The 20,077-nt window shown below is 62.2% G+C and carries 14 protein-coding genes and 2 tRNA genes; 4 read left to right on the top strand and 12 right to left on the bottom strand.

Annotated features, from left to right (window positions below; translation table 11 throughout):
* Window positions 1–244 precede the first annotated feature (244 nt).
* Complete coding sequence (gene rlmB / locus DK261_RS01425; protein WP_038630467.1) at window positions 245–1,012, bottom strand: 23S rRNA (guanosine(2251)-2'-O)-methyltransferase RlmB; 768 nt, start codon at window positions 1,010–1,012, stop codon at window positions 245–247.
* Entirely contained in the window at window positions 1,009–3,615 is a 2,607-nt protein-coding gene (gene rnr, locus DK261_RS01420) for a ribonuclease R (protein ID WP_009046696.1), read from the bottom strand. The genes rlmB and rnr overlap by 4 nt, the downstream gene beginning before the upstream one ends.
* Window positions 3,616–3,839: 224 nt before the next feature.
* On the opposite strand from rnr, the gene DK261_RS01415 reads away from it, so the two are divergent.
* The 4 genes from DK261_RS01415 to DK261_RS01400 all read left to right on the top strand — a co-directional run bounded on the left by DK261_RS01415 (window position 3,840) and on the right by DK261_RS01400 (window position 6,980).
* Window positions 3,840–3,926 (top strand) — tRNA-Leu (locus DK261_RS01415).
* 170 nt (window positions 3,927–4,096) lie between these two features.
* A tRNA-Leu gene (locus DK261_RS01410) sits at window positions 4,097–4,183 on the top strand.
* Window positions 4,184–4,389: 206 nt separating this feature from the next.
* The gene (locus tag DK261_RS01405; protein ID WP_038630466.1) at window positions 4,390–5,415 is read left to right on the top strand and encodes an extracellular solute-binding protein; all 1,026 of its coding nucleotides are present in this window, start codon (window positions 4,390–4,392) and stop codon (window positions 5,413–5,415) included.
* On the top strand, window positions 5,415–6,980 hold the full coding sequence (locus DK261_RS01400; protein WP_041985594.1) for an iron ABC transporter permease: 1,566 nt from the start codon (window positions 5,415–5,417) through the stop codon (window positions 6,978–6,980). The genes DK261_RS01405 and DK261_RS01400 overlap by 1 nt, the downstream gene beginning before the upstream one ends.
* Before the next feature lie 63 nt (window positions 6,981–7,043).
* Here the strand turns inward: DK261_RS01400 and DK261_RS01395 are convergent, their stop codons facing one another.
* The 10 genes from DK261_RS01395 to DK261_RS01350 all read right to left on the bottom strand — a co-directional run bounded on the left by DK261_RS01395 (window position 7,044) and on the right by DK261_RS01350 (window position 20,075).
* A complete protein-coding gene (locus DK261_RS01395) occupies window positions 7,044–8,978 on the bottom strand; it encodes a methyl-accepting chemotaxis protein (RefSeq protein WP_110175176.1) in 1,935 nt (644 codons plus the stop codon).
* A gap of 138 nt (window positions 8,979–9,116) precedes the next feature.
* Entirely contained in the window at window positions 9,117–10,409 is a 1,293-nt protein-coding gene (locus DK261_RS01390; protein WP_009041907.1) for an adenylosuccinate synthase, read from the bottom strand.
* 54 nt (window positions 10,410–10,463) lie between these two features.
* Entirely contained in the window at window positions 10,464–11,651 is a 1,188-nt protein-coding gene (locus DK261_RS01385; RefSeq protein ID WP_009046692.1) for an ATP phosphoribosyltransferase regulatory subunit, read from the bottom strand.
* A gap of 315 nt (window positions 11,652–11,966) precedes the next feature.
* Entirely contained in the window at window positions 11,967–12,836 is an 870-nt protein-coding gene (gene hflC, locus DK261_RS01380; RefSeq protein ID WP_009046691.1) for a protease modulator HflC, read from the bottom strand.
* On the bottom strand, window positions 12,836–14,005 hold the full coding sequence (gene hflK, locus DK261_RS01375) for an FtsH protease activity modulator HflK (protein WP_009046690.1): 1,170 nt from the start codon (window positions 14,003–14,005) through the stop codon (window positions 12,836–12,838). Before hflK ends, hflC begins: the two co-directional genes overlap by 1 nt.
* Window positions 14,006–14,101: 96 nt before the next feature.
* Entirely contained in the window at window positions 14,102–15,403 is a 1,302-nt protein-coding gene (gene hflX, locus DK261_RS01370; RefSeq protein WP_007921372.1) for a ribosome rescue GTPase HflX, read from the bottom strand.
* Between the two features lie 12 nt (window positions 15,404–15,415).
* A complete protein-coding gene (gene hfq / locus DK261_RS01365; RefSeq protein ID WP_007921378.1) occupies window positions 15,416–15,676 on the bottom strand; it encodes an RNA chaperone Hfq in 261 nt (86 codons plus the stop codon).
* 93 nt (window positions 15,677–15,769) lie between these two features.
* Window positions 15,770–16,741, bottom strand: coding sequence for a tRNA (adenosine(37)-N6)-dimethylallyltransferase MiaA (miaA, locus tag DK261_RS01360; RefSeq protein WP_009046689.1), 972 nt, complete (start codon window positions 16,739–16,741; stop codon window positions 15,770–15,772).
* Window positions 16,741–18,651, bottom strand: a complete 1,911-nt coding sequence (gene mutL, locus DK261_RS01355; RefSeq protein ID WP_038630465.1) for a DNA mismatch repair endonuclease MutL — start codon at window positions 18,649–18,651, stop codon at window positions 16,741–16,743. Before mutL ends, miaA begins: the two co-directional genes overlap by 1 nt.
* Window positions 18,648–20,075 (bottom strand): N-acetylmuramoyl-L-alanine amidase, encoded by a 1,428-nt coding sequence (locus DK261_RS01350; protein WP_196762704.1) that lies wholly within the window; start codon window positions 20,073–20,075, stop codon window positions 18,648–18,650. Before DK261_RS01350 ends, mutL begins: the two co-directional genes overlap by 4 nt.
* Between the last annotated feature and the right edge of the window lie 2 nt (window positions 20,076–20,077).

The raw sequence follows: 20,077 nt of genomic DNA, 5'->3' as shown, positions 1-20,077 counted from the left end.
GCGGTCAGACAAGGAGTGAATGACACTTGTGTGTCTTGCCAGAGATAGGCACATATGCGCCTGCCGCAACGGCAAGGGGCGCAATTGTAGAGAAGGGGCAACAGCGGCGCAAGGCAATTGGTGATTATTTGAACAATTGGCCGTCAGGGCACGCCAAACCTGCCGGACGGGCCTGCTCACGACTGCAGCACCTCAGTCGGGCCGCTATCGCAAGCAAGCGCGCACCTGCATGGAGGGAGGAAACTCAGACCTTCTTGGCTGTGCTCTTGGCCTTGGCCGCACGCTGGCGCGTGGCCTCGAACAGGCACACGCCGGTAGCCACGGAAACGTTGAGACTGCTGACGCTACCGGCCATCGGCAGGCGCACCAGGAAATCGCAATGCTCGCGGGTGAGGCGACGCATACCCTTGCCTTCGGCGCCCATGATCAGGATGGTCGGCCCGGTCAGGTCCTGGTCATACAGTTCCTGCTCAGCTTCGCCAGCCGTGCCAACAACCCACAGGCCGCGCTGCTGGAGCTTTTCCAAGGTGCGCGCGAGGTTGGTCACGGCCACCAGCGGAATCACTTCCGCAGCGCCGCACGCCACTTTACGCACGGTCGGGGTCAGGGTCGCCGATTTGTCTTTCGGCACCAGCACCGCCAGCACGCCAGCCGCATCGGCGGTACGCAGGCAGGCGCCGAGGTTGTGCGGATCGGTCACACCGTCCAGCACGAGCAGCAGCGGCGCGCCCTCGGTGCGGTCGAGCAGCTCATCGAGCATCGCCTCGCCCCAGACCTGGCTTGGGCTCACTTCAGCCACGACACCCTGGTGAACGCCCTCGACCCAAGCATCCATTTCACGACGCTCGGCCTGGCCGACCGCCACGCGATTCTGCCCAGCTAGGTCCACCAGCACCTGCACGCGCGGATCGCTGCGGCCTTCGGCCAGCCAGATCTGCTTGACGCGCTTGGGGTGGTGACGCAGCAATGCTTCCACAGCGTGCACGCCGTAGATCTTTTCCAACTGACTCATGACTTGGCCTTGGGTTTACGTGCCCCGCCGCTTTTCGCCGCAGGGCCTGCGCCCGCTTTCGGCGGACCTTTACGATGCTTGCTCGGTTTGCTGGACGCCGGCTTTCCGGACTTTCCCCCAGACGCCGCTTTACCACCGCTTTTGGCTTCGGCCAGCAACGCCTGCTTCATTTCCCGGCTCTTGCGCACTTCGGCGTTTTTCGCCGCGGCATCGCTGGAGCGGTAGGCCTCGACCGGCTTCTCCTTGGCCGGACCACGGCGCCCGGCCTTGGCTGGAGCTGGCTCGGCAGCAGTCTTGGCCGGAGGCACGTCGACAGCGCCGCGTTTCTTGCGACCGATCGGCGCGCTGATGGTTTTTTCCGCCATCTCGAAGTCGATCTTGCGCTCGTCCAGGTCGACGCGCATAACCCGCACTTCCACGCTGTCACCCAGGCGGAAGCTGCGGCCGGTACGCTCGCCGGCCAGGCGGTGATGCACAGGATCGAAGTGGTAGTAATCGCCCGGCAGCGCCGTGACATGCACCAGACCTTCGACATAGATATCGGTCAGCTCGACGAACAGGCCAAAACCGGTCACCGCGGTGATCACACCAGGGAACGACTCGCCCACGCGATCCTTCATGTACTCGCACTTGAGCCAGTTCACCACGTCGCGGGTCGCTTCGTCGGCACGCCGCTCACTCATCGAGCACTGCTCGCCAAGCTGCTCGAGAACCGCCTCGTCATACGGATAGATGCGCGCCTTCGGAATGGTCATCGCACCGGCACGACGCACGTGAGGGGTGTTCTGCTTGGAGTGGATGACACTGCGAATCGCCCGGTGCGTCAGCAGGTCCGGGTAACGGCGAATCGGCGAGGTGAAGTGGGTATAGGCTTCGTAGTTCAGGCCGAAGTGGCCCTGATTGTCAGCGCTGTACACCGCCTGGCTCAACGAGCGCAGCATCACGGTCTGGATCAGGTGGAAATCCGGGCGATCCTTGATGCTTTCCAGCAGTGCCTGGTAGTCCTTCGGCGTCGGGCCGTCCTTGCCTTTATGCAGGGACAGGCCGAGCTCGCCGAGGAAGGCGCGCAGTTTTTCCAGGCGCTCTGGCGGCGGGCCGTCGTGGACGCGATAGAGCGCAGGAATTTCGTGCTTCTTGAGGAATTCGGCGGTGGCCACGTTGGCCGCCAGCATGCATTCCTCGATCAGCTTGTGCGCATCGTTGCGGGTAGTCGGGCGAATTTCGGCGATCTTGCGCTCGGAACCGAAGATGATCCGGGTTTCCTGGGTCTCGAAATCGATGGCACCACGGGTATGACGAGCACCGAGCAGCACCTTGTACAGCGCATAAAGCTGCTTGAGGTGCGGCACAACATCGGCGTATTCGCCGCGCAGTTGCTTGGCCTCGCTGGTTTTCGGCTGCTCGAGGATAGTACTGACCTTGTTGTAGGTCAGGCGCGCCTTGGAGTGGATCACCGCTTCGTAGAACTGGTAGTCGGTCATCTCGCCGGATTTGGAGATGGTCATCTCGCACACCATGGCCAGACGATCGACTTTCGGGTTCAGCGAGCACAGGCCGTTGGACAACTGCTCCGGTAGCATCGGCACCACGCGCTCGGGGAAGTACACCGAGTTGCCGCGTACCTGAGCCTCGGCATCCAGCGCCGAACCGATCTTCACGTAGCTGGAAACGTCGGCAATCGCCACGTACAGCTTCCAGCCACCGCCGAACAGGCGCAGCTTGCCAGGCTTGGCTTCGCAATAGACCGCATCGTCGAAGTCGCGAGCGTCTTCACCGTCGATGGTGACGAACGGCAGATCGCGCAGGTCGATGCGTTTCTCTTTGTCCTTATCTTCGACTTCCGGCTTGAGCTTGCCGGCTTCCTTCAGTACCGCTTCAGGCCAGACGTGAGGAATATCGTAGGTGCGCAAGGCAACATCGATTTCCATGCCCGGGGCCATGTAGTTGCCCACGACCTCGACCACGTCGCCTTGCGGCTGGAAGCGCGGAGTCGGCCAGTGGGTGATCTTCACCTCGACGAACTGGCCAATCTTGGCGCCGGCGTTGCGGCCCGGGGTCACCAGCACTTCCTGCTGGATCTTCGGGTTGTCCGCCACCACAAAACCAATGCCGCCCTCTTCGAAGTAACGGCCGACAATGCTCTCGTGAGCACGGGACACCACTTCAACGATCATGCCTTCGCGGCGACCACGGCGATCCAGACCGGAAACCCGGGCCAGCGCGCGGTCGCCATCGAACACCAGGCGCATCTGCGCCGGGCTCATGAACAGGTCGTCGCTGCCGTCATCGGGCACCAGGAAGCCGAAGCCATCACGGTGACCGCTGATGCGGCCGAGGATCAGGTCGAGCTTGTCCACCGGCGCATAAGTGCCGCGACGGGTGTAGATCAGTTGGGCATCGCGCTCCATGGCGCGCAGGCGGCGACGCAGGGCTTCGATCTGGTCTTCTGTGGTCAGACCAAACTCTTCGACCAGCTGTTCGCGATTAGCAGGCGAACCCCGATCAGCAAGGTGCTGAAGGATCAGTTCGCGGCTAGGGATAGGGTTTTCATATTTTTCCGCTTCACGAGCGGCCTCGGGATCGAGGGACTGCCAATCGGCCATTAGATAAATTTCACCTTGTCTATATGCGGGTTAGTTTGGCATACGCGTATTGAAACGGGAAATTTCAGGCTAAGACAGGCTCCGAAAAGTCCTTTCAAGGCTTCAGAAGCATCCTGTAAAAGCCGTCGGTGAATTTTTTTCAATATTTTCAAGATCAGGGGTTTACAGCTCAAAAGGTGGTCCGTATAGTGCGCGCCATCGACGACGGAGACGTTGCCGATACTGCCCAGATGGTGAAATTGGTAGACACGCCAGCTTCAGGTGCTGGTGGCCGCAAGGCCGTGGAAGTTCGAGTCTTCTTCTGGGCACCAATTCAGAGCTGCAGATCATTTGAATCTTCAGGCTCCTCCAAAAACCCGCGAAAGCGGGTTTTTGCATTCTAAGTGTTTGATTTATTGAATCTAAGTCAAAACAGGGCTTTACAGATTCAAAGGCGCTCCGTATAGTTCGCCCCATCAACAGCGGCAACGTTGCTGATACTGCCCAGATGGTGAAATTGGTAGACACGCCAGCTTCAGGTGCTGGTGGCCGCAAGGCCGTGGAAGTTCGAGTCTTCTTCTGGGCACCATATTCAAGCTTCACAGCATAGCTGTGAAGTCTCACAAAAACCCGCGAAAGCGGGTTTTTGCGTTTCTGGCCCATAACAATCATTTCTTCCTCCAAAGCGCCCCCCCCTCCTCTCAGGGCTATCCAGCCCGTCAAGCCGCACATGAGAAACAATATCGTTTATGATTGTTACAAGTTTTTGCGGCACCACAGTGAGGAACCCTGCGAATGATGTTTAGAAACACCGCCCTTCCAACATCCCTTCTGCGTGGCTTGACCATCACTTTGCTGGGCCTGGCCCTGGCATCTCCACTCACTCAAGCAGCCGACCCGGTTTCCCTGACCCTCTACAACGGCCAGCACAAGGAAGTCGGCGACGCCATCGCCAAGGCCTTCGAGGCCAAGACCGGCATTCACGTCAATGTGCGCAAAGGCAGCAGCAACCAGCTTGCCAGCCAGGTCGTGGAAGAAGGCGAGCGCTCTCCCGCCGACGTGATTTACACCGAAGAATCGCCGCCCCTGAACAAACTCGGCGAGCAAGGCCTGCTGGCCAAGACCGATGCCGCGACCCTTGAAGTCCTACCCAAGGATTACGTCGCCGGCAACGGCACCTGGATCGGTATCACCGCCCGCGTCCGCGTGGTGGCGTTCAACCCGAAGCTGATCGACGAAAAGGACCTGCCGACATCGGTAATGGAGTTCTCCCAACCACAATGGCAAGGCAAGGTAGGCTTCGTTCCTACCAGCGGCGCGTTCCAGGAACAGGCCGTGGCAATCATCAAGCTGCACGGAATGGACGCCGCCGAGGAATGGCTGACCGGCCTGCGCGCCTTCGGCAAGACCTACAGCAATAACATGGTGGCCTTGAAGGCCGTGGAAAACGGCGAAGTCGCCACCGTGCTGGTGAACAACTATTACTGGTTCGCCCTGCAACGCGAAAAAGGCCAGCTGGACTCGAAGCTGCACTATTTCACCGGCGGCGATGCCGGCGGGCTGATCACCGTATCCAGTGCCGCAGTACTCAAGTCCAGCAAGCACCCCAAGGAAGCTCAGCAATTCCTCGCCTATATGGCCAGCGAAGAAGGCCAGCGCGTGATCACCCAGACCACCGCCGAATACCCGCTGCGCAAAGGCCTGGAGTCGGATCGCGGCCTTAAGCCGTTCAGCGAGCTGCAAGCGCCAAAAGTCACCCCGGCCGACCTTGGCAATGCCGAAGAAGCCCTGGAACTGGAACGCGAAGTCGGCCTGAACTGATGAGCGCATCGCTGCCCGCCCCCGCCTCGCGCACAACCTACATACCGAGGCGCAAGGGGCCATCGATCTGGCTACTGCTACCAGTCCTGCTGCTGGTCGGACTCAGCCTGCTGCCATTGCTCTATGTCGGGCTCAAGGCTTGGCAGGCCGGCTGGGCCGAAGCCCTGCATCTGTTGTGGCGCCCCTATGTATTTGGCCTGCTGCGCAATACCTTGCTGCTGCTCACAGGTGTGACCGTCACCTGCGCCATCGTCGGCCTCTCCCTGGCCTGGCTGCTGGAGCGTAGCGACTTGCCGGGGCGGCGCCTCTGGGGCGTGATCCTGTGCCTGCCCTTTGCCGTACCGGCCTTTGTCAGCAGTTTCACCTGGGTCTCCCTCAGTGCCAGCTTCGAAGGCCTGGGCGGGGCGATCCTGGTCATGAGCCTGTCCAAGTACCCACTGGTGTTCCTGCCTGTCGCGGCCACCCTGCGCAACCTCGACCCCTCTCTGGAGGAGTCGGCCCGCACCCTTGGGCAGCATCGCTGGGGCGTGTTCTTCCGGATCACCCTGCCCCTGCTCTGGCCGTCGCTGCTGGCCGGTTCATTGCTGATCGCCCTGCACATGCTGGTGGAGTTCGGCGCGCTGTCGATCATCGGCCTGCAAACCTTCACTACCGCGATCTATCAGCAGTTCGAGTTGGAGTTCAGCAACGCCAACGCGGCGATGCTTTCTGCCGTGTTGCTGGCGCTGTGCCTGGCCCTGCTGTGGCTGGAGTTGCGGGTTCGCGGCAAAGGCCGCCATGTGCGGACCGGCCAGGGCGCGGCGCGACATGCCGAGCAGGTACGCCTGGGCAAGTGGGCGATTGGTGGGCAACTGTACTGCGCGCTGCTGACCCTGATCGGCAGCGGCATTCCGCTGGGTATGCTGGCGTACTGGCTGGCCGTTGGCTCATCGGCCGCCTTCCCGGTAGCCGCCATCGGCGAAGCCCTGCTTTCCTCCCTGGCACTGTCGCTGGGTGGCGCGGCACTGTGCCTGGCGCTGGCGGTACCGGTCGGGCTGCTGGTGGTACGTCACAAGGGTCGCCTGGCCCTCTGGGCCGAACGCCTGCCCTACTTGCTGCACGCCCTGCCCGGCCTGGTGATTGCCCTGACACTGGTGTTCTTTGCCCTGCACTACGTGCCGGCGCTGTATCAGACCTCGACCCTGCTGCTGATCGCCTACGCCCTGCTATTCCTGCCCCTGGCGCAGGCGCCGATCCGCACTGCCCTGAACAAGGCGGCGCCGCAACTCGAGGAAGCTGCCCGCACTCTCGGCGCCTCCTCATTCACGGCATTCTGCCGTGTGACCCTGCCGATCATTTTCCCCGCGTTGGGAGCCGCCTTCGCCCTGGTATTCCTGGATGCCATGAAGGAACTGACGGCCACCCTGCTGCTCAGCCCGACCGGGCTGAATACGCTGGCGACGGAAGTCTGGGCGCACACGGCGAATGTGGAGTTTGCAGCCGCAGCGCCTTATGCGGCGCTGTTGATTCTGGTATCGGGATTGCCGGTCTATCTGCTGACGACACGGATGTATCTGAGCCGTTGAGCCCGCTCCTACAGAAAGCCTTCTGTAGGAGCCCCACCCCCAGCATTCAAGCCTTGTGGAAACTCAAGCCCGGAATTGCCCCAGGCTGGCCTTCAATTGTGCCGCTAGGCCATCCAGCACCTTGCCGCTGGCCGTGGTTTCCACCACCGCCTGAGCCGCACGCTCGGCCTGGGCATGGATGTTTTCGACCCGGCTGCGCACCGCTTGCGCACCCTGAGCCTGATGGGCCGCCGCCTGGGTCGCCAGGCCAATCGCCGCGTGCACCTGCTCCACCGACGACTGCACCGACTGCTGCAACCGCGCACTGTCACGCAACACCAGCAGACCTTCGCTGGCCTGCCTTCCGGCTTGGCCGATCGCCGCCACCGCCTCGCGCGCGCCCTGCTGCAGAGCTCCAATGTGCGCCTGGATATCCCCGGTAGAACTTTGCGTCTTGCTCGCCAGCGCCCTGACCTCGTCGGCCACCACCGCAAAGCCGCGCCCGGTTTCCCCGGCCCGCGCCGCCTCGATGGCCGCATTCAAGGCCAGCAGGTTGGTCTGTTCGGCGATGCCGTGAATCACCGTCAACACCACCTCGATCTGCTCGCTCTGCTGCGCCAGGCGCTCGATGACCTTGGCCCCCGTGTCGACCTGCCCCGCCAGCGCCTCGATCAGGCCGCCTACCTGGGCCGAGGTCCGGGTGTTTTCGTCGGTTGCCTGGCGGATCTCCACCACCTGCTGCAAGGCCGCTTGCATCGCCTGGCTTTCCGCCTGGGCTTCGTCAGCCATCTGCGACAGCGCCCGCAAGCTCTCCGCCACCTCGTCGCGCTGAGCCTCGGCTGCAGCATCGGCCCCGGCATTACGCAGGCTCATCGCACCGATTTCGACACCGGTGCGCTGCGCCACATCGCCCGCCTCGCGCACGATCGGCTGCAACTTGTCGACAAAGCGGTTGACCGCCGACGCCATGTCGCCGATCTCGTCATTGCTGCTGAGCTGGACCCGCTTGGTCAGGTCGCCCTCACCGGCCGCCAGATCGTTCAGCGCAGCGATCAGCAGATGCAGCTTGCTGACCACCCGCCGCCCCAGCACCACCGCCAGCAACAGCAAGACCCCGCAGCCGACCAGCGCCAGGCCCATGCCGATGCGCCAACGCAGAGTGGCCGCCGCGTCCTGCACGGTACCGGCGGTGTTGGCCTGCATGTCCGAAGCGGTGGTCTGCGCCGACTGCAGGCGCGCGCCCATGGCCGCCGAACTGTCCGCCGAAGCGCCCTTGAGACTATCGCCCACCAACTGATCGCTGCTGGCGATCAAGGCTGCGAAGCGCTTGTCCAGCGCCACCACGTCCGCCTCGACCGACGCCGTTGAAACCCCCATCAGCACCTTGCCGATTTCCACGCCGTTAGGACTGATGGAGGCCTCCAGGTAATAGACCGATGGATCGTTCTTGGCTGCGTCCAGCACCTTGTCCAGGGCGCGGTCGCCCTTGCCCTTTTCCAGCAGCGCCTTGTTGATCGGGTTCTCCCGGTTCAGGTAACGGGTCAGGTGCTCGCCATTGGCGTCGTCGTACACCACGAACAGCACGTTGGGATTGCGCTGGGCGCGCCGAGCGAACTCGGAAAGGGTCGGGACGTCGCTGTCCCACATGGCCCGCGGCGCCACCGAAGCGAGCAACTGGGCCATATCGTTGGCCGAATCCTTGAGATCCTTCTCCAGCGTCGCCCGCAATTGCGCCTGCTCTTCCTCCAGGCGTGAGGACAGCCCAGCGGTCAATCGTTGCCGAGTACTGCTGGAAAGGCTTTCCAGGCTCGAGGTGACTTCGCGAGCCGCCTGCTCCAACTCGCCGGAGAGCTTCTGGCTGTCGACGCCCAGACGAGCGGCCAGATCAGCCTCCAGCGCCGTCACCGTGCTCCGGGTCAGGGCAACGGCAACCAGCACCTGCACCAAAAGGGCGATACCAAGAGTAACGAACACAGGCCGCAACAAACGGCTTTGTAACAGTGAGAGAACGGCCGACACAGGAAATCCCTCTACTTCAACGCCATCAAATTGATGGCACTCTGGAAGGGGAAATCACAGCAAGGGTCGTGCCGCCCGGCAGGCAGAAACGACAAAGGCCCCTGGAGAGGGGCCTTTGTTTTTTACATCAACGACTTATCAAGCAAACGGGTGACGCAGAACGATGGTCTCGTTGCGGTCCGGGCCTGTCGAAATAATGTCGATCGGCGCGCCGACCAGCTCTTCGATACGCTTGATGTAGGCACGGGCAGCGGCCGGCAGCTCTTCCAGGGTCTTGGCACCCAGGGTCGACTCGCTCCAGCCTGGCATCTGCTCGTACACCGGCTCCAGGCCGATGTAGCTGTCGGCGTCGGTTGGCGCGTCGATGACTGCACCATCCTGGTTCTTGTAGCCCACGCAGATGTTGATGGTTTCCAGGCCGTCCAGCACGTCCAGCTTGGTCAGGCACAGGCCCGAGATGCTGTTGACGTCGATGGCGCGACGCAGGATGACGGCGTCGAACCAGCCGCAACGGCGGGCACGGCCGGTGGTTGCACCGAACTCATGGCCACGCTTGGCCAGGAAAGCGCCGACGTCGTCGAACAGTTCGGTCGGGAACGGACCCGAACCCACGCGAGTGGTGTAAGCCTTGGTGATACCGAGGATGTAGTCCAGGTACATCGGGCCCACACCCGAGCCAGTGGCGATGCCGCCGGCAGTGGTGTTGGAGCTGGTGACGTACGGATAGGTACCGTGGTCGATGTCCAGCAGCGAGCCCTGGGCGCCTTCGAACATGATGTCCTTGCCCGCGCGACGCAGTTGGTGCAGCTCGGCGGTCACGTCCAGCATCATCGGCTTGAGCAGTTCGGCGTATTCCATGCACTCGTCGAGCGTCTTCTGGAAGTCGATGGCCGGCTCTTTGTAGTAATTGACCAGTACGAAGTTGTGGTAGTCCAGCAACTCGCCCAGCTTCGCGGCGAAACGCTCGCGGTGGAACAGGTCGCCGATACGCAGGCCGCGACGAGCGACCTTGTCTTCGTAAGCAGGGCCGATGCCGCGACCGGTGGTACCGATCTTCTGCTCGCCACGGGCTTTTTCACGCGCCTGGTCCAGCGCTACGTGGTAGGACAGGATCAACGGGCAGGATGGGCTGATACGCAGGCGCTCGCGCACCGGTACGCCTTTCTCTTCCAGCTTGACGATCTCACGCAGCAAGGCGTCCGGCGCAACCACCACACCGTTGCCGATCAGGCACTGAACGCCTTCGCGCAGCACACCCGAAGGGATCAGGTGCAAGACGGTTTTTTCGCCATCGATCACCAGGGTGTGGCCAGCGTTGTGGCCACCTTGGTAGCGCACTACGGCGGCAGCATGTTCGGTCAGCAGATCAACGATCTTGCCTTTGCCCTCATCACCCCACTGGGTGCCCAGGACTACGACATTCTTACCCATAACACTTGTCCTCATTCGCGCAAACTTGGTGCCGGCAACGGCCGGCGGGAAAACTCAAGAAGCCAGCGGCAATACTTGCCAAAGCCCGTTCTGCTGAATCAATTGCCGGTCGCAGTCCGCTTCACGGGCGGCGGCCAATGGTTGTCCAGGCAAGGCCTGAACCACGCGCTGACCCTCACTGCGCAACTGGCAAACCTGCTGCCAGAGGGCTGCATCCGTACTGTCCGGCATCCAGATACCGCCAGACGGTAGCTCGATCTCAGCACGCCCCAGGGTCACCAGGGTTTTCAAATCGGTAGAGAAGCCGGTTGCCGGGCGGGCACGACCGAAGTCGGCGCCGATGTCGTCGTAACGACCGCCCTGGGCAATGGACTGGCCAACGCCCGGCACGAACACCGCGAACACCACACCGGTGTGGTAGTGGTAACCGCGCAGCTCGCCCAGGTCGAAGTACAGCGGTAATTCAGGGAAACGCACGGAAAGACGCTCGGCAATCGCCAGCAGGTCGTCCAGGGCCGCCAGCACCGGCGCCGGTGCATTGGCCAGGCGCTCGCGGGCCGCAGCCAGCACTTCACGGCCGCCGCACAGATCGACCAGCGCTCGCAGCATGCCGGACAGATCGGCCGGCAGGCCTTCGGTCAAGGTAATGACCTCGTCGATGGCCTTGCGTTGCAGGGCATCGAACAGTTGCTGTTCCACTTCGCCGGAGAGGCCGGCCGCACGGGCCAGGCCACGGTAGATACCGACATGCCCCAGGTCCATGTGCACATCCGGCACATCGGCCAGTTGCAGCATCGCCAGCATCAGGCTGATGACTTCCACGTCGCTGCTCGGACTCGCATCGCCGTACAACTCGGCGCCCAGCTGGATCGGGCTGCGCGAGGACGACAAGGCACGCGGCTGCGCATGCAGCACGCTACCGGCATAGCACAGGCGGCTCGGGCCTTCGCGACGCAGGGTATGCGCATCGATGCGGGCCACCTGCGGCGTAATGTCGGCGCGGAAACCCATCTGCCGACCCGATTGCGGGTCGATGACCTTGAAGGTACGCAGGTCGAGGTCCTGGCCCGCGCCGGTCAGCAAGGATTCCAGGTACTCGATATGAGGGGTCACGACGAACTCGTAACCCCAGCTCTGGAACAGATCCAACACCTGACGACGCGCAACTTCAATGCGCGCCGCCTCAGGTGGCAGTACTTCTTCGATGCCATCTGGCAGCAGCCAGCGGTCTACCGTTGCCATTACGCCATTCCCCTGTGATCCAGGCGGCCAGCCTATGGGCGGGCCTTGAGTGAAGCAGAAAATGATCGGCTCATGCGCAAACCACGCGCATGGGCGACGGGGCGAAAAGCCTGAAACCGGCTTCGCCACTCACTTTCCTCGAAAAAACCTGTCGAGTCGTTCAACTCGCCGTCTTGCACCAACAACCACAATCAAACGTGCAGACGCAAAAAAGCCGGGAATTTCCCGGCTGCCGCATCATACACTCGTTTTCCCAAAGGATCACCCCGCCAGACACTTTAGCCGCCGGGCGGGGCGATTCAGGTCAACGTCGCATCAAGGCTTGGCCTTTTCCAGGTAACGGAAAAAGTCGCTGCTTGGATCCAGGACCATGACGTCGGATTTGTTCGCGAAGCTTTCACGATAGGCACGCAGGCTACGGTAGAAACCGTAGAACTCCTGGTCCTGACCGTAGGCCTTGGAGTAGATGGCTGCGGCCTTGGCGTCGCCGTCACCGCGAATCTCTTCCGACTCACGATAGGCTTCGGCCAGCAGTACGCGGCGCTGACGATCGGCGTCGGCACGAATACCTTCCGCCAGCTCGTTACCCTTGGCGCGGTGCTCGCGAGCTTCACGCTCACGCTCGGTGCTCATGCGCTCGAAGACGCTGCGGTTCACTTCCTTCGGCAAGTCGATGGTCTTGACCCGGACATCGACCACTTCGATGCCCAGCTCTTTCTCGGCCATCTTGTTGAGCGAAGCCGTGATATCCGCCATCAGCGCATCACGTTCACCGGACACCACTTCGTGCAGGGTGCGCTTACCGAACTGGTCACGCAGGCCCGACTCCAGACGACGGGAAAGACGCTCGTCGGCGATCTGCTTGAGGCCGGAAGTCGCGGTGTAGAAACGCTCCGCATCCTTCACGCGCCATTTGGCATAGGCATCGACCATCACGGCTTTCTTTTCCAGCGTCAGGAAACGCTGGGTCGGTGCATCCAGGGTCATCAGGCGGGCGTCGAACTTACGCACCTGGTTCACATAGGGCACTTTCACATGCAGACCCGGCTGAACGTCAGCCTGGACCACACGACCGAACTGCAGCAACACCGCGCGCTCAGTCTGAGCGACGATGTAGAAGCAGTTCCAGGCAGCGATCGCCACGACGACGCCGACAATAAGGGCGATCAGCGATTTATTGCTCATCAGCGACTCTCCCTGGTACGCGCTTGCTGTTGCTGCAGGTCAGCTGCCGCACGCGCATTCGCTTCGTTGCTGCTGGCTGCTGCGCCAGTCACCGGAGCACTGGTGCTGCGGCCACTCTCGACCATTTTGTCCAGCGGCAGGTACAGCAGATTGCTCTGGCCGTTCTTGTTGCCGGTCACGAGAACCTTGCTGGTATTGCTAAAGACTTCCTGCATGGTGTCCAGGTACAGACGCTCACGGGTAACTTCAGGCGCCTTGCGGTACTCGGCCACCAGCTTGGTGAAGCGATCGGCCTCACCCTTGGCGCGGGAGACCACTTCATCGCGATAACCGTTGGCATCCTCGATGATGCGCTGGGCCTGACCACGGGCTTCCGGCACGACGCCGTTGGCATAGGTTTCAGCCTGGTTGCGCGAACGCTGCTCGTCTTCACGGGCGCGGATCACGTCATCGAAGGCTTCCTGTACTTCACGCGGTGCCGCTGCGCTCTGTACGTTCACCTGGGTAACGGTGATACCGGTGCGATAGGTGTCGAGGAAACGTTGCAGACGCTCCTTGATCTCGCTGGCCATCAATTCACGGCCTTCGGTCAGCACCTGGTCCATCGCGGTGGAACCCACTACGTGGCGCAGTGCACTGTCGGTGGCGTGCTGCAGGCTGATTTCCGGCTGATCGACGTTCAGCACGAAGTCCTGCAGGTTGCTGATCTTGTACTGCACGGTCAGCGGCACTTCGACGATGTTTTCGTCTTCAGTCAGCATTTGACCCTGCTTGGTATAGGCACGCTCACGCGTGACGTTTTCCATGTACTTGCGATCGATCGGCGGGAAGTAGATGTTCAGGCCCGGGCCGACGGTCTCGTAGTACTTGCCGAAGCGCAGCACCACGGCCTGCTCCTGCTCGTCCACGACATACACCGCGCTGTACAGCCACACGGCCGCCAGCACGACCAGACCGATACCGAGCAGGCCGAGACCGCCGCCCTTACCGGAACTGCCACCGTCGTCACCACGTTTCTTACCACCACCGAACAACCCATTCAGGCTTTCCTGCAGCTTGCGGAAGGCCTCGTCGAGATCCGGTGGCCCCTTGCGGTCGCCATTGTTGCGGCGCTTACCACCCCAAGGATCCTGATTATTCGAGTTGCCACCCGGCTCATTCCAAGCCATAGCGCTCTCCATCTGATAAAGCAAAGACGCACCCACGGCGCGCCGACCAATGCTACAGAATGCCTGCTACAGCGGCACAACCGCTTTCTCAGGCTTTTATTGCAAAGTGTGTTGCTCGATGAACTCCAGCGGTTGCATGCCTTCGCGGCTTACCAGTCGATTCAGCTCGACTCGCGGCAAGCGGACAGCCAGCAGGCTGACACCTTCCTCGTCGTGATCTTCTTTCTGCACTGCGCCCAACTCGAAGAACTGCGCTCGCAGTCGAGCAAAACGCTGCGGCAAGCGCAAGGTGCCTACAAACAAATCCTCGCCCAGCAGCTCGGCAATGGCCTGCTTGAGCAAGTCCAGCCCCTGCCCCTCACGAGCCGACAACCAGACCCGCTGCGGCTTGCCGTCGGCATCGCGCTGGATCTGCGGATCTACCCCCTCGAGCAAATCGAGTTTGTTATAGACCTCCAGTATCGGCAAGTCCTGGGCTCCGATCTCGCCGAGCACCACCATGACCTGCTCGATCTGGGCCATGCGCTCGGGCTCATGGGCATCGATCACATGCAACAGCAGGTCGGAGTTGCTCGACTCTTCGAGCGTAGCCCGAAACGCCTCGACCAGTTTGTGCGGCAGGTGACGAATGAACCCCACAGTGTCGGCCAGCACGACCGGACCCAGATCGTCCAGCTCGAGCCGGCGCAAGGTCGGATCGAGGGTGGCGAACAGCTGGTTGGCCGCGAATACATCGGACTCGGTCACGGAGTTGAACAAGGTGGATTTGCCGGCGTTGGTGTAGCCCACCAACGATACCGAAGGAATATCGGCACGCTTGCGCCCACGACGGGCCTGTTCGCGCTGGCTGCGGACCTTCTCCAGCCGGGCCTTGATCTGCCGCAGGCGAACCCGCAGAAGACGCCGGTCGGTCTCGAGCTGGGTTTCACCCGGACCACGCAGACCGATACCGCCTTTCTGCCGCTCAAGGTGAGTCCAGCCACGAACCAGACGCGTACTCATATATTCAAGCTGGGCCAGTTCTACCTGGAGCTTGCCTTCGTGAGTGCGGGCACGTTGGGCGAAAATATCGAGAATCAGACCCGTGCGGTCAATCACGCGACACTCGAAAGCACGTTCGAGGTTACGTTCCTGACTGGGTGTGAGGATGTGATTGAAAATCACCAGGTCGACCTGTTCGGCTTTGACCAGGTCGCGTAATTCTTCGACCTTGCCGCTGCCAACCAGGTACTTGGCGGTTGGCCGATGACGCGGCACGTTAACAAACGCGACGGTCTCGGCGCCGGCCGATATTGCCAACTCCTGAAACTCCTGCGGATCTTCGCGCGCCTCAGGGTCCTGACCATCCAAGTGAACGAGAATTGCACGCTCACCACCACCGTGGCGCTCAAAGAACAAAGGAGACTCCTATCAGGCGTTACCTGGCTCAGCGTCACCCTGTTCGGATTCGGATGCGCTAGGCAGGCGAATTGGACGAACCGGTACCACTGTCGAGATAGCGTGCTTGTAAACCATTTGGCTGACGGTGTTCTTCAGCAGGATGACGAACTGGTCGAAAGACTCGATCGTACCTTGCAGTTTGATCCCGTTGACCAGATAGATGGAAACCCCAACTTTCTCTTTACGTAAAGTATTCAAGTAAGGGTCTTGTAGCGAATGCCCTTTTGACATGTGCCGCACTCCTTTAAGGATCAATAATAAAAAATCAGAAAACAGATGGCTAAAACCGCCCCACCCCCAAGGATAGACGGCAATTGCAAGGACTCAGCTCAATATGGAGACCGTTCCCAGGTATTTCAAGGCGCGTGGCAGATTGTCGCAATCAAGGCTGTCCAGCCAGTGTAAATCAGCCCAGCTACGCAACCAGGTGAACTGGCGCTTCGCCAATTGGCGCGTGGCAATGATGCCGCGTTCCTGCATCTCGGCGAATGTCAGCTTGCCATCCAGATGATCCCAGACCTGTCGGTAGCCTACAGCACGTATAGACGGCAACCCGGCATGCAGGTCACTTCTAGAACGCAGAGCTACGACCTCGTCGACGAATCCCTGTTCCAACATAATTGTGAATCTTTGTGCAATGCGCTCATGCAGTACCTGACGGTTTGCCGGGGCAATGGCCAAGTTCGCGACAGTATAGGGCAATTGTCCCCGTCCCGAAGCGGCTGCTTCAGTACTTTGCGCAGATTGTCGCAGTCTGTGGGCGGTCATGCTCAGGCCACTGACCCGATAGACTTCCAGCGCCCGGGTCAGGCGCTGGGGATCATTGGGGTGAATCCGCGCCGCCGACTCGGGGTCGATGGCCGCCAATTGGTCGTGCAGGGCCTGCCAGCCAAGGCGTGCCGCTTCTTCTTCCAGCTCGGCGCGGACCTGTGGGTCGGCCGGCGGCATGTCCGCCAAGCCTTCGAGCAAAGCCTTGTAATAGAGCATCGTGCCGCCCACCAGCAGCGGAATCTTGCCGCGCGCGGTGATATCGGCCATGGCCGCCAGCGCATCGGTACGGAAATCCGCCGCCGAATAACTCTCGGCAGGGTCGAGAATGTCGATCAGGCGGTGCGGAAATTCGGCCAGGATTTCCTTGGACGGCTTGGCGGTGCCTATGTCCATGCCACGGTAGACCAGCGCCGAATCGACGCTGATCAGCTCGCAAGGCAAAACCTTGGTGAGTTCGATGGCCAGGTCAGTCTTGCCAGCGGCAGTCGGGCCCATCAGGAAGATCGCTGGGGGAAGCTGGCTCATCAACGACCGCGCAAGAAGAGTTTGTCCAGATCGTCCAGGCCCAACTGGGTCCAGGTCGGTCGGCCATGGTTGCATTGACCGCTGCGCTCGGTGTTTTCCATGTCGCGCAACAAGCCGTTCATTTCCGGCAGGGCCAGGCGGCGATTGGCCCGGATCGCCCCGTGGCAGGCCATGGTGCCCAGCAACTCGTTGAGGTGCGCCTGGATACGGTCGCTGGTGCCGTACTCCATCAGGTCGGCCAGGACGTCATGCACCAGGCGGTTGGCTTCCGCCTGCTTGAGCAGGGCCGGAATCTGCCGGATCGCCAGCGACTCAGGGCCCAGGCGCTGCAACTCGAATCCCAGGCGCTGGAACCAGCTGACGTGCTCCTCGGCACAGTCGGCTTCGCGCTGGCTGACCGCGATCGACTCCGGCACCAGCAGCGGCTGGCCGCTCAGGCCTTCGCTGGCCATCGCCACCTTCAGGCGCTCATACATGATCCGCTCGTGGGCCGCGTGCATGTCCACCAGCACCAGGCCCTGGGCGTTTTCCGCGAGGATATAGATGCCTTTGAGCTGCGCCAGCGCATAGCCCAGCGGCGGGATATCGCCCTGAGCATCCGGCAAGGCCGTCGCCCCGGACTCAGGCAAGGGCGCAAAGAACTCGCGATAGGCGCTTTGCGCCTCGGCCGCCGGCAGCATTGGCTGCGGACGCGGCGTGTACTGGTACTGATAACCCGCGCCCGAACCGGCCCCTGGCGGATTGAAGGCCGGTTGGGCCTGCGGCTGTTCCAGCGTCATGTTCGCCGCCAGGCGCATTTCACCCTGGGGGCCGAACTCGCCAGCCTCGATCCCGCTCGGCCGCACGATGCCGGCGACCGCTGCCGGCGCCGCCAGATGGTCTTCCGGCCGGACATCGCCGAGGGCGCGGTGCAGGGTGCCGTACAGGAAGTCGTGGACCATGCGCCCGTCACGGAAGCGCACTTCGTGTTTGGTCGGGTGCACGTTGACGTCGACCACCGCCGGGTCGACTTCGAAGAACAGCACAAAGGTCGGGTGCCGACCGTTGAACAGTACATCGCGGTAAGCCTGGCGCACCGCATGGGCCACCAGCTTGTCGCGCACCGCGCGACCATTGACGTAGAAATACTGCAGATCCGCCTGGCTGCGGGAAAAAGTCGGCAAGCCTACCCAGCCCCACAGATGCAGGCCGTTACGCTCAACCTCGATCGGCAGCGCCTGCTCGAGAAAGCCCGAACCGCACACCGCTGCCACCCGCCGCGCGCGCGCCACGTCATCGTTGGCTTCATGCAGGCTGAGGACGCTTTTACCGTTGTGACGCAGGTGAAACGCGACATCGAAACGCGCCAGCGCCAGGCGCTTGATCACTTCCTGCAGGTGATCGAACTCGGTTTTCTCGGCTTTGAGAAACTTGCGCCGAGCCGGGGTGTTGAAGAACAAGTCGCGGACTTCCACCGAGGTACCGACCGGGTGGGCCGCCGGCTGCACGCGCGGCGCCATGTCGCGGCCTTCGGTTTCCACCTGCCAGGCCTGATCGGCCTCGCGGGTGCGGGAAGTCAGGGTCAAGCGGGCGACCGAGCTGATGGATGCCAGCGCCTCACCCCGAAAGCCCAGGCTCATGACCTGTTCCAGATCCTCGAGGTTGCGGATCTTGCTGGTGGCGTGGCGCGCCAGGGCCAGCGGCAGATCATCCGCGGAGATGCCGCTGCCGTCGTCGCGCACCCGCAGCAGTTTGACGCCCGCCTGCTCGACGTCCACATCGATGCGCTTGGCGCCGGAGTCCAGGCTGTTCTCCAGCAACTCCTTGATCACCGATGCCGGACGCTCGACCACCTCACCGGCGGCAATCTGGTTCGCCAGTCGCGGGCTGAGCAGCTCGATGCGGGCGCTGCTGATGACTGCGTCATTCATTCCTTGGCCGCCAGTTCTGTACCCGGGATGGTGAGGGTCTGACCGATTTTCAGCTCATCGCTGCTCAGGTTGTTGGCGCTGCGCAGGGTGGCGGCGGAAACCTGATAACGCACGGCGATCATCGCCAGGGTTTCGCCCGGGCTCACGCGGTGGTCGCGCGGCCCCTGGGCAATCTTCCCGGAATCACGCAGCCAGGCGATGTAGGTGCCCGGCGGCGGGTTCTGCTGGAAGAACTGCCGCACGCCGCTGCTGATGGAACGCGCCAGTGCTTGCTGGTGGCTGACGGTGGCCAGCTTGGAGGCTTCGTTGGCGTTGGAGATAAAGCCGGTTTCCACCAGGATCGACGGAATGTCCGGAGACTTGAGCACCATGAACCCGGCCTGCTCGACGCGCTGCTTGTGCAGCGGGGTGACCCGGCCGATGTTGCTGAGCACTTTCTGGCCGACGTTCAGGCTGGAAGTCAGCGAGGCCGTCATGGACAGGTCCAGCAATACGCCAGCAAGCATCCGGTCCTTGTCATCGAGGCTGACGTTGCCGGCCCCGCCGATCAGGTCGGAACGGTTTTCACTGTCCGCCAGCCAACGGGCTGTCTCGGACGTGGCGCCGCGGTCGGAGAGCGCGAATACCGAGGCCCCGAAGGCCGCGCGGGACGGTGCCGCGTCGGCGTGGATCGAGACGAACAGGTCGGCGCCTTTCTTGCGGGCGATCTCGGTACGACCGCGCAACGGAATGAAGTAGTCGCCGGTACGGGTCAGCTCGGCGCGGAAGCCCTTGAGGCCATTGATCTGGCGCTGCAGCTCGCGGGCGATGGCCAGTACCACGTCTTTCTCATGCTGGCCGCGAGAGCCGGAGGCACCCGGGTCCTCGCCACCGTGACCGGCATCGATGACCACGACGATATCGCGTTTGCCGGCCGGGGCCGGTGGCAGCTTGATCTCAGGCTTGGTCGGCGTTACCGGGACTGCCGGCACGGTCGCGACATTCGGTGCCGGTGGCGGCGTCGGCGCGGCGTCCGCCGGGTTATCGAACAAGTCGACCACCAGGCGATTGCCGTATTGGGCATTGGGCGTCAGGGTAAAACTCTTGGGGGTGACGGCCTTTTTCAGGTCGACGACCACCCGCAAGTCGGTGGGGGTGCGCTGGGCCGAACGCATGGCGGTAATCGGCGTATTCGCCGTGGAGACATTCAGCGGCCCGCCGAGGGTCGCACCGTTGATATCGATCACCAGACGATCAGGGGCCGTCAGGGTGAAGACGCTGTGCTGGACCGGACCGGACAGGTCAAATACCAGTCGAGTGTTATCCGGTGCCCGCCACAGGCGAACGCTGCGGACCTGTGTAGCGGCCAGAGCGTCGACGGCCAATGCCGTAAGCAACAGTCCTACGACAGCAACCAACGCGCGAATGCGCATACCTAACCCCATCA

This window comes from Pseudomonas sp. RW409 (assembly GCF_003184125.1).
Lineage (GTDB): Bacteria > Pseudomonadota > Gammaproteobacteria > Pseudomonadales > Pseudomonadaceae > Aquipseudomonas > Aquipseudomonas chlororaphis_I.
Note: the sequence above shows the minus strand (reverse complement) of the source record. Positions and strands in the feature narration are given on the sequence as shown.